Below are 1,618 nucleotides of genomic sequence, written 5' to 3' on the forward strand. Positions count from 1 at the left end.
GGGTTGTTATCTATGTAACCTCGGTGCTGCCGGCAGGACGTTGCAAGGCGGGGCCCGCCCGGCAGCCCCGATCGTCTAATAACTCACCCCAAGGAAGTGGACTGTTATGAAGAGACTCAAGTTTGCCGTCGTTGGCGCTGCCGCGGCGCTGCTGCTCACCGGCTGTGGTGCCGGGTCGCCGTCGGGGTCCACCTCATCGGCTGCCGCCGGCGGCGACGGCGTCCGCAACATCAGCGTCGGCGTGATCTCGATTGCGCCCTCCGCCGCTGTGCAGCTGGGCATCGACGAGGGGATCTTTGCGAAGCACAAGCTGAAGGTCGAGTTGCAGAGCGGGCAGGGCGGCGCGGCCATGCTGCCGGCTGTCTCCACCGGAACGATGAACTTCTCCGTGGGGAACCCGCTCTCCGTGCTGCTGGCCAAGAACAAGGGCCTGGACATGAAGATCGTCTCGGGCTACTCGAACTCCCTGGCCACCGGCAATGACATCAACGGCGTCGTCGCGAAGGCCGGCTCCGGCATTACCACGGCCAAGAACCTCGTCGGCAAGAAGGTCGCGGTCAACACCATCAACGCGCAGGGCGACCTGACCATCAAGGAAGTCGTGTCCCAGCAGGGCGGCGATCCGAACGGGGTCAAGTTCCTCGAACTCCCGTTCCAGGACATGGGCGCGCAGCTGGCCCAGGGGAACGTGGACGCTGTCTGGGTTCCGGAACCGTTCCTGTCCAAGCTGTTGGCGGACGGCAACAAGCTGGTGACCTACAACAACCAGGCGGCGCTGCCGGGCCTGCCGACCATGGTCACGTTTACCAGCGGCAGCTATGCCCAGCAGAATCCGCAGGTGGTGGCCGACTTCAAGGCGGCCATGACCGAAACGCTCGCCCTGGCGCAGGGCAACCCGGACAAGGTCCGGGCGCTGCTTCCGGCGTTCATGAAGATGCCGGAGGCAGTGGCGAAGGGCCTGCGGCTGGAGGCCTTCGACGGCAAGGTGGATGAACCCACGCTGGGCAAGCTTGGCGAGCTGATGGCCAAGTACGGGATTGTGCCCTCGACGCCGGACGTTTCAGGCACCATCCTCAAGTAGGACGGCCCCGCCCTACTCCGTGCGCTCCACGCCGGGCTCCGCGAACCAGAGCCGGGTTTCGCCGTACTTCTTCTCCGCGAACCGTTCCAGGCCCTCCGGCCAGGACGGTTCCGCGGAGCGGGTGGAGCGTTCCACCACGACGACGGCGCCCTCGGCCAGGTACGGGAGCAGTTTGGCCAGCACCGCGGCCAGGCCGGCCTCGTCCAACGGGTAGGGCGGGTCAAGGAACACCAGGTCCCATGGGGTCCCCTCGGCGGCCCGTTCCAGGAACGATTCGACCTTGGACCGGTGCACGGACACAACTTTGTGCCCCGCGACGGTGTTGATGAGGTCCGCGTTGCGCTGGCAGACCTCGCTGGCCTTGCCGTCGGATTCGACCAGGTCCACGGTGCGCGCCCCGCGACTGGCGCTTTCCACGCCGAGCGACCCTGACCCGGCGTAAAGGTCCAGTACCCTAGCTTCCGCGATGATCTCGAAGGCGTCCAGCCGGGAGAAGAGAGCTTCCTTGACCCGGTCCGTGGTGGGCCGGGTCAAGGA

At 66.2% G+C, this 1,618-nt stretch carries 2 protein-coding genes; one reads left to right on the forward strand and one right to left on the reverse strand.

Annotated features, from left to right (window positions below; genetic code table 11):
• The first annotated feature begins 106 nt into the window (after window positions 1-106).
• Window positions 107-1,081 carry an ABC transporter substrate-binding protein gene (locus AB4Y86_RS18555; RefSeq protein WP_441403611.1) on the forward strand — a complete coding sequence of 325 codons (975 nt, stop codon included), beginning with the start codon at window positions 107-109 and terminating at the stop codon, window positions 1,079-1,081.
• 12 nt (window positions 1,082-1,093) lie between these two features.
• Here AB4Y86_RS18555 and rsmD read toward each other — a convergent pair.
• On the reverse strand, window positions 1,094-1,618 hold a 525-nt coding region (gene rsmD, locus AB4Y86_RS18560), incomplete at its 5' end, for a 16S rRNA (guanine(966)-N(2))-methyltransferase RsmD (protein WP_441403612.1).

Source organism: Arthrobacter sp. 2YAF22_2 (genome assembly GCF_052114645.1).
In the GTDB taxonomy this organism is placed as follows: Bacteria; Actinomycetota; Actinomycetes; order Actinomycetales; family Micrococcaceae; genus Arthrobacter.

Excerpts from the sequence above, each read along its gene's own strand:
- AB4Y86_RS18555 (WP_441403611.1), top strand. The coding sequence starts at position 107 with ATGAAGAGACTCAAGTTTGCCGTCGTTGGCGCTGCCGCGGCGCTGCTG.